9 protein-coding genes and 1 pseudogene are annotated in these 7,885 nt (G+C 68.9%); 3 read left to right on the forward strand and 7 right to left on the reverse strand.

Annotated features, from left to right (window positions below):
- The first annotated feature begins 20 nt into the window (after nucleotides 1-20).
- A complete protein-coding gene (locus GJ632_RS22865) occupies nucleotides 21-536 on the forward strand; it encodes an MFS transporter (protein ID WP_343160979.1) in 516 nt (171 codons plus the stop codon).
- Between the two features lie 48 nt (nucleotides 537-584).
- Here the strand turns inward: GJ632_RS22865 and GJ632_RS02635 are convergent, their stop codons facing one another.
- From GJ632_RS02635 to mce, 6 genes and pseudogenes are all read right to left on the reverse strand, one after another.
- Entirely contained in the window at nucleotides 585-869 is a 285-nt protein-coding gene (locus GJ632_RS02635) for a hypothetical protein (protein WP_191451988.1), read from the reverse strand.
- Nucleotides 870-916: 47 nt separating this feature from the next.
- Nucleotides 917-2,065, reverse strand: coding sequence for an acyl-CoA dehydrogenase family protein (locus GJ632_RS02640; RefSeq protein WP_191451989.1), 1,149 nt, complete (start codon nucleotides 2,063-2,065; stop codon nucleotides 917-919).
- Between the two features lie 105 nt (nucleotides 2,066-2,170).
- Entirely contained in the window at nucleotides 2,171-3,832 is a 1,662-nt protein-coding gene (locus tag GJ632_RS02645) for a long-chain fatty acid--CoA ligase (protein WP_089806525.1), read from the reverse strand.
- Nucleotides 3,833-3,914: 82 nt separating this feature from the next.
- Nucleotides 3,915-5,628, reverse strand: a pseudogene (gene menE, locus GJ632_RS02650) (o-succinylbenzoate--CoA ligase).
- An 84-nt stretch (nucleotides 5,629-5,712) separates the two neighbouring features.
- The gene (locus GJ632_RS02655) at nucleotides 5,713-5,916 is read right to left on the reverse strand and encodes a hypothetical protein (protein WP_191451990.1); all 204 of its coding nucleotides are present in this window, start codon (nucleotides 5,914-5,916) and stop codon (nucleotides 5,713-5,715) included.
- A gap of 61 nt (nucleotides 5,917-5,977) precedes the next feature.
- Nucleotides 5,978-6,361, reverse strand: coding sequence for a methylmalonyl-CoA epimerase (mce, locus tag GJ632_RS02660; protein WP_191451991.1), 384 nt, complete (start codon nucleotides 6,359-6,361; stop codon nucleotides 5,978-5,980).
- Between the two features lie 55 nt (nucleotides 6,362-6,416).
- Here mce and GJ632_RS02665 point away from each other — a divergent pair, with 55 nt between their 5' ends.
- Nucleotides 6,417-6,809, forward strand: a complete 393-nt coding sequence (locus GJ632_RS02665) for a YbjQ family protein (RefSeq protein WP_231751265.1) — start codon at nucleotides 6,417-6,419, stop codon at nucleotides 6,807-6,809.
- Nucleotide 6,810: 1 nt separating this feature from the next.
- Complete coding sequence (locus tag GJ632_RS02670) at nucleotides 6,811-7,134, forward strand: hypothetical protein (RefSeq protein WP_191451992.1); 324 nt, start codon at nucleotides 6,811-6,813, stop codon at nucleotides 7,132-7,134.
- Nucleotides 7,135-7,176: 42 nt separating this feature from the next.
- Here GJ632_RS02670 and GJ632_RS02675 read toward each other — a convergent pair whose 3' ends face one another.
- The gene (locus tag GJ632_RS02675) at nucleotides 7,177-7,686 is read right to left on the reverse strand and encodes a hypothetical protein (RefSeq protein WP_191451993.1); all 510 of its coding nucleotides are present in this window, start codon (nucleotides 7,684-7,686) and stop codon (nucleotides 7,177-7,179) included.
- Nucleotides 7,687-7,885 lie beyond the last annotated feature (199 nt).

Below are 7,885 nucleotides of genomic sequence, written 5' to 3' on the forward strand. Positions count from 1 at the left end.
GTCCTCAACGTCGCTTCGCCGTGCTGTACGCGCAGATGCAGACGACGGTGCCCGTCGTCGCCGAGGAGACGCTGGGACTCACGAGTTCCCAACTGGGGACGCTGTACGTCCTCAATCCGCTGGTCATCGTCACGCTCCAACTCCCCCTCGTCGCCGCCGTCGCCTCGTGGCGGCGGACCCGCGGACTGGTCGTCTCCGCGTCGCTGTGGGCCGCGAGCATGCTCGCCGTCGCCGCCGTCTCCTCCGTGTCCGCGACGCTCGGCGTCGGCCTCGTCGGCGCGTTCCTCGTCCTCCGAACGCTCGGCGAGATTCTGCACGCGCCGCTGATAACGTCGCTGGCGTCGTCGCTGGGGCGCGCGGAGGACCGCGGGTCGCAGTTGTCCCTCTTGGAAGTCGCGAAGCGACTCGGGTTCGGCCTCGGTTCCGTCGTCGGCGGCGCGTTCTTCGACGCCGGGCTCTCGTCGCTGCTGTGGCCGACGCTGGCGGGCGTCTGTGCGGTGCTGGCCGTCGGCGTGTTGCTGTTGGACGCCGGGTGACGCCGACGGAGAACGGTGCGGCCGCGGACGCCGCCTCGTGACCGGACGCTACCAGAGGAGGCGGCCCAGCGCTCCCGCGACCACGAGGAGGAGGACGCCGACCGCACCCGCCCGCAGGGCGTTCACCCACCGCTGCCGTCGCTTCGGGAGGAGTTCCGCGACGCCGGCCATCGCGTTGGCGACGCCGAAGACGAGCATCGTGGCGTCGCCGCTCCCGGAGACGACTGCGAAAGACGCGTACAGACCGAAGAACGCCAGCGAACCGAAGACGAACACGCGGGCGGTCTCCCAGCCTCTCGGCTCCGCGGCGAACCGGTCGAGACGGAGTTCCATGGCGGCGAATCGGTCGACCGAGACAAAAAGGCGGGTGTCGACGTCCGTTACTTCGACTGCCGGTAGATGAGGTTGCGCTGAATCTCGTTCGCGCCCTCGTAGATGACCGGGATGCGCACGTCGCGGTAGACGCGCGAGATGGGGTACTCGTTGAGGACGGACCGGCCGCCGTGCAGTTGCATGCCGCGTTCGGCGCACATCATCGCCGTCTCGGTGGACTTGGTCTTCGTCGATGCCGCCCAGAAGCCGGCGTTCTCGCCGTTCTGGACCTTCTCCGCGGCGCGCCAGTTCAGCGACCGCGCCGCCTCGAACTCCATCCGCATGTCCGCGAGGATGTGCTGCGTCGACTGGAAGTCCGAGATGTTGCGGCCGAACGCCTCCCGGTCGTGGACGAACTCCCACGTCTCCTCGATGGCGCGCGCGGCCAGACCGATGCCGTGCCCGCCGACGACGACGCGGCCGTGGTTGAAGAAGTCCGCGAGCATGTAGAAGCCGCCGCCGGGGGTTCCGACGACGTTCTCCTCGGGAACCGTGCAGTCGTCGAAGACGATGTGGCCCTGCTTGGAGGCGCGCATCCCCATCTTCTCGGGGATGTGTTCGGCCTCGTAGCCCTCCGTGTCCGTCTCCACGATGAACATCGAGTAGTTCGAGTACCGGTCGTCGGTGTCGTCCGTCTTCGCGTAGACGGTGAGCCAGTCGGCCTCGACGGCGTTGCCGACCCAGTACTTCTCGCCGTTGAGCACCCACCCCTCGTCCGTCTTCTCCGCCGTCGTCGTCATGCCGGCCATGTCCGACCCCGTCTGGGGTTCGGAGACGGCGAGCCCCGAAATCTGCTCGTTCTCGGCGACCGGGCGGAGGTACTCCTCCTTCTGCTCCTCGGAGCCGTAGTGTTCGACTATCTCACAGCCGAACGAGGCGAGCATGAGCGTCAGGGCGATGCCCGCGTCCGCACGGTACAGTTCCTCGTTGATGGCGAGAATCTGCTGCAGGTCGTACCCCTTGCCGCCGTACTCCTCGGAGATGTCCTGAGCCACGATGCCGGCGTCCATGCCGGCCTCCAGAATCTCCCAGGGGTACTCGCCGCTCTCGAAGTACTCCTCCGCGTTCGGTCGGACGTGTTCGTCGGCGAACTCGCGTGCCGTCTGCTTGACGTCCCGCGCGTGTTCGGGGACGACGCTCTCGTCGAGAAGGTCCATACCTCGGAGTAGAATTGTAAGGTAAAATAATCCACGGAACTGTGGAAACCTTCAAACGAGTTTATCGTTTCGAGACGGTGACGGCGACGGCGCGGCCGGCGCGCGTCAGTCGTCGGCGTCGGGCGCGGCGTCCTCGGGCGTCTTCCCCTCGACCAGCGACTGGTCGTCGTACTGGTCTCTGAGCACCTTCTTGTCGAACTTGCCGGTGGCCGTCTTCGGCACCTCCTCGATGAAGACGACTTCGTCCGGGGCCCACCACTTCGGGAACTCCGCTTTCACCATCTCGACGAGTTCCGCCTTGAGGGCGTCCTCGTCCGTCCCCGCGGCGGGCACGACGAACGCGACGGGCCGTTCCTGCCAGCGTTCGTGGGGGACGCCGACGACTGTGGCCTCCGCGACGCCGTCGTTGGCCATCAGGGTGTTCTCCAGTTCGACGGAGGATATCCACTCCCCGCCGGACTTGATGACGTCCTTCGCCCGGTCGACGATCTTCACGTAGCCCTCCTCGTCGACGGTGACCACGTCGCCCGTCTTCAGCCAGTTGTCCTCGAAGTCCTCCTGGTTGGCCTCCGGTCGCTCGAAGTACTCGGTCGTCACCCACGGGCCGCGGACCCACAGTTCACCGAAGTCCTCGCCGTTCCACGGCACCTCCTCGCCGTCGTCGTCGACGACGCGCATCTCCAGTCCGGGGATGAGGAGGCCCTGTTTCGCCTGCTTGTCGTACTGCTGGTCCTTCGGGAGCGACTCCATCCCGGGCTTGAGGCGCGCGACGGTGCCGATGGGCGACATCTCCGTCATCCCCCACGCGTGGAGGACGTCCACGTCGTACTCCTCGTCGAACCGGCGGATGACCGACTGCGGGGCCGCGGACCCGCCGATGACGATGGTCTCCAGCGACGACATGTCGGCGTCGTTCTCCTCCAGGTAGTCGAGGAGTCCGAGCCAGACGGTGGGGACGCCGGCGGTGAGCGTCACGCCCTCCTCCTCGATGAGACTGGCGAGGTCCGCGGGCGTCGGCGACGGGCCGGGGTAGACGTGCTTGGCTCCCGCGGCGGTGGTGGAGAACGGCATCCCCCACGCGTTGACGTGGAACATCGGTACGACGGGCATCACCACGTCCGACGAACGGAGGTCGAGTCCCGCCTCGGGGAGCGACGCCATCGTGTGCGCCCACAGCATCTGCTGGGTGTACTCCACGCCCTTCGGCTTCCCCGTCGTCCCGGAGGTGTAGCACATCCCGGCCGGTTGGTCCTCGGAGAGGTCCGGCCAGTCGTACGCCGCGTCCTCGTCGGCGAGGAACGACTCGTAGTCGGTCACGGGGGACAGGTCGGTGTCGGGCACCTCCTCGCCCATCACGACGAACTGTTCGACCGAGGCGAACGCCTCCTCGTCGTACGCCTCGTCCAGTTTCTCCACGAGCGAGGGGTCGACGAACAGCAGTCTGTCGGCCGCGTTCTCGACGATGTACTGGACGTGGTGGTCCGGCAAGAGCGGGTTGATGGTGTGCAGTTGCGCACCCATCGACGGGACGCCGAAGTACGTCTCGAAGTGGCGGTGGTGGTTCCAGCAGAACGTCCCCACTCGGTCGCCGTCGCCGAGGCCGGCGGCCGAGAGGGCGTTCGCCAACTGGGCGACTCTGTCGCCGTATTCGGCGTAGGTGTAGCGCTGAACCCCCTCGTGCGTCCGCGAGACGACCTCTCGGTCGGGGAACATCTTCTGCGCGCGCCAGAGGAACGGTCGGAGCGTCTGGTCTGTTGCACCGGGCATACCTCGGACCCACGTGCTCCACTATAATCATCGTTCGTGAACCGACGACCCGAACAGAGGAGTTGTCCGCCGCGTCGCCGCGTCAGTTCTCCGTCTCCGGGGACCGTCTGTCGTCGGTACCGTCCGAGTCGCCCGCCGCCGCGTCGTCCGAATCGATGCCGTCGTCGTCGCCGGCGCCGTCGGATTCTCCCGCATCGGCCCGGTCTGCCCCGTCCGCGGCGTCACCGTCGTTCGTCGGTTCGGTGCTTTCGCCGTCGTCCGAATCGATGCCGTCGCTACCGTCGCTCTCGCCGCCGTCGTCCGTCTCGTCGTGTGCCGCCAGTCGTTCGCGGACCGCGTCCCGTTCGACGGTGCCCGAGACGTCCGCGGGAGTTCGTCTGCGAACGCCACGGCGCGGGGAATCTTGAACCCGGCCAGTCGCTCGCGGGCGTACGCCTCGAGGTCGGTCCGGTCGAGTTCGTCCGTCTCGGGGACGACCAGCGCGGAGACGCGTTCGCCCCACTCTGCGTCGGGGACGCCGACGACGGCCACGTCGCGCACGCCGGGGTGCGAACGGAGGACGTCCGCCACCTCGCCGGGGTCGACGTTCTCCCCGCCCGTGATGATACGGTCGTCGACGCGGTTGAGGACGTAGAGGCGGCCGCTCCGGTCCACGTAGCCGACGTCGCCCGTGTGGAGGCCGAACTCGCCGAACGCTCGGCCGTCGCCTCGGGGTCCCCGTAGTACCCCGGCGAGACGGTGGGACCGTCGACGACGAACTCCCCCGTCTCGCCCGGCGGGAGCCGTTCGCCGTCCTCGTCGACGACGGTCACGTCCGTCCAGAACAGGGGTCGCCCGACGGTGCCGACGTGGCCGAACGCCTCGTCGGGCGGCGCCGTCGCCACCTGCGAGGCCGTCTCGGTCATCCCGTAGGTGGGGTAGACGGGGATGGAGTAGTCGCGGCAGCGTTCGACGAGTTCCCGCGGGGCGGGTGCGCCGCCGAGGAGGACCGTCCGAAGCGACGACGCGAGGGTACCGCGACTGTCGAGCATCCGTCGGAGCATCGTCGGCACGAGAGAGACGCCGGTCACGTCGTACCGGTCGATGTCGTCGGCGGCCGGCCCGGCCTCGAACTCCTCGCGCAGGACGACGGTCGTTCCGTACAGCGGCATCCGGAGGACGGGGCCGATACCGCCCATGTGGTGCAACGAGAGCGTCACCAGCCAGCGGTCCCCCGGGTCGAAGCCGAGGCGGAACACGGAGGCGACGGCGTTGGCGAGGACGTTCCCCATCGTCAGTTGCACCGCCTTCGGGTCGCCCGTCGTGCCCGAGGTGAACAGCAGGAGTTGCACGTCCTCCCGCGACCACGTCGCGGGCGTCACCGGTTCGGGGAGGAACTCGTAGATGGACACCACCGCCGTCGCGTTCGCCGTCACCGTCGCGTCCACGCTGAGGACTGGCACGTCGTCGGTGGCCTCGACTGCTCTCGCCTCCGTCTCCGCGCCGCAGACGAGGACGGTCACGTCGGCCGTCTCCACCTGCCGGCCGAGTTCCCGCGCGGTGAGTCCGTCGCCCAACGGGACGAGCGTCGCGCCGAGGCGCATCGCCGCGTGAATCAGCGTGACGTACTCGACGCGGGGTTCGAGGACGACGCCGAGGTGGTCTCCCGGCGCGACGCCGAGTGCGACGAGTCGGCCCGCCGTCTCCTCGACCATCCCGTCCAACTCGGCGAACGTCCACGACTCGCCCGTGCCGGCGTGGACGAGTGCCGTCGCGTCGGGCGAAGTCCGCACCCGGTGAGAGAGCCAATCGCGCATCGTTCGCCACTCGGCGGCGAGGGTAAACTACCTTTCGTGACCGTGGCGTGACCGAGCGGTTTCGCTGACTAAGACTGCGACCGGTCAGGACCGCAGGCGGTCCTCCGCGTCCGCGACGACGTCCGCGAGGAGGTACGCAGGAATCAGTATCACCGCGAGGAACGCGACGACAGAGGCGACGGACGACAGGAGACTCATCGGGAACGAGAACGTCGAGAGGTCCGCACTCAGGGTCACTATCGAGACGAGAAACAGCGTGAGGAGGTTGTACAGTTCGGCTCGCTCCATGAGGCATGCTCGGCGGACCCCGACAAAGTGATTGTGTTCCGTCCGTTTCTGCCGGGGCGACTCAGTGCGAGACGAACTCCACGAGGACGCCGCCCGTCGACTTGGGGTGTAAGAACGCCACCTGGTGCCCCCACGCGCCGGGTCGCGGTTCGTCGTCGATGAGTTCGACGCCCGCGCCGCGCGCCGTCTCCAACGCTCCTTCGATGTCGTCGGTCTGCAGGGCGACGTGGTGGATGCCCGGCCCGTGATTCTCCAGATACCGGGATATCGCGCCGCCCTCGTGCGGTTCGAGCAGTTCGAAGTAGCCCGACTCCAGTTCGAGGAACAGCACGGTCATGCCGTCGAACTCCTCCTCGTGGGCGACCGGCGCGTCGAACAGTTCGGCGAACAGGGCGGCGAGTCCGCTGGCGTCGGCGGTGGCGACGCCGAGGTGGTGGAACTCCATCGTGCGCGAGATGGTCGGGGGAACGAATAAATCCGCAGGCCGCGCACCGCTCGGTATGCTCTCCACCACCACCGAATCGGTCCCCGGCCGCGAGACGGCCGAAGTGCTCGGCGTCGTCCGCGGGAACACGGTCCGCGCGCGGAACGTCGGCCGCGACGTCACGCAGAGCCTCCGCAACCTCGTCGGCGGCGAGTTGAACTCCTACACGGGGCTCATGACCGAGGCGCGAGACGAAGCCGCCGACCGGATGGAGGCCGAGGCCGAATCGCTGGGTGCCGACGCCGTCGTCAACGTCCGCTTCACCACCTCGAACGTCGCCCAGAGCGCGGCGGAGATTCTGGCCTACGGGACCGCCGTCCGACTCGCGGACGAGGCGGCCGGAAGCGCCGCCGACACGGCCGAACGTGACGACGACACGGCCGGTCCTGACCCCGACGCGGTCGACTGAGATGTCCGCACCGCCGGTCGAGACGGCTCGGCGTGCGGCGACGAGTCGCGTCACGCTCGGCGTCTTCGCACTCCTCCTCGCGGCGTGGGCCGGGTTCGCCGCCGGCGTCGCCCCCGGCGAACTGTTCTTCCCGCTGTTCCCGGCGTTCGCCGCGGCGTTCTTCCTCGACACCGTGGCGTACAACCAGCTCGGACTCCGCGCCCCGTGGTTGTTCTACCCGCTGGCGTTCGCCTGTCTCTACGCGGAGGCGGTGTGCGTGGGGTGGATCGTCCGCCGGGTCCGGACTCGCGGCGAGTCGACCGGCGACCGACCCGAGGACGCGTGACCCGACTCAGCCGGCGACCGACCCGAGGACGCGTGACCCGACTCAGCCCCCGACACCGCCGCCGGCGACTCGCCGCACGCCGTACTCGACGCCCGCGAGGGCGAGAGCGACCCCGACGACGAGCGGTCCGAACAGGAGCCAGTAGAGACCGATGGGGTCCGTCTCGCCGCGGACGTGCAGGAACACCCAGACGACGAACTCCGTCGCGCCGAACAGGACGAGCAGGGGGGAGAGATAGCCCGCTCGCCCGTACAGGTACAGACAGAGCGCGGTGTGCGCGAACAGCACCGCACCCGAGGCGAGGACGATGGCGGCGAACGTCGGCAGCGACGGAATCGACAACTGCGCGAACTCGTCGGTGGCGACGCGCACGACGAACCACAGGAGGAGGGCGAGCGTCGCGAAGACGGCGCCACCCACGGCGGCGAACGTCCGCGGCGACGCGTCGTCGCGGTACCGGACGGCGAGGAGGACGGCGACGACGCCCGCGAGGGCGCCGACGGCGTGCGTGAGGAGTGACGAACCGAGGACGGGGTCGGGTGTTCCGGGCATCGTTCGCACTCGTCACTCGACTGAAAAATAACGTTCGGGGGCCGTCGGGTCGGACTACTCGCCGGAGGAGCGAGCGACGGTGACTTCGACGTCCGCGCCGGGGACGCGCACGGACGCCTCTCGGGCGCCGCGCGGTCGACTGCGCGGCCGACTGCCGTCGTCACCACGCCGACGGCGGCGGCGAGGGCGACGGCGGCGA

The organism is Halogeometricum sp. CBA1124 (assembly GCF_009741955.1).
Taxonomy (GTDB): domain Archaea; phylum Halobacteriota; class Halobacteria; order Halobacteriales; family Haloferacaceae; genus Halogeometricum; species Halogeometricum rufum.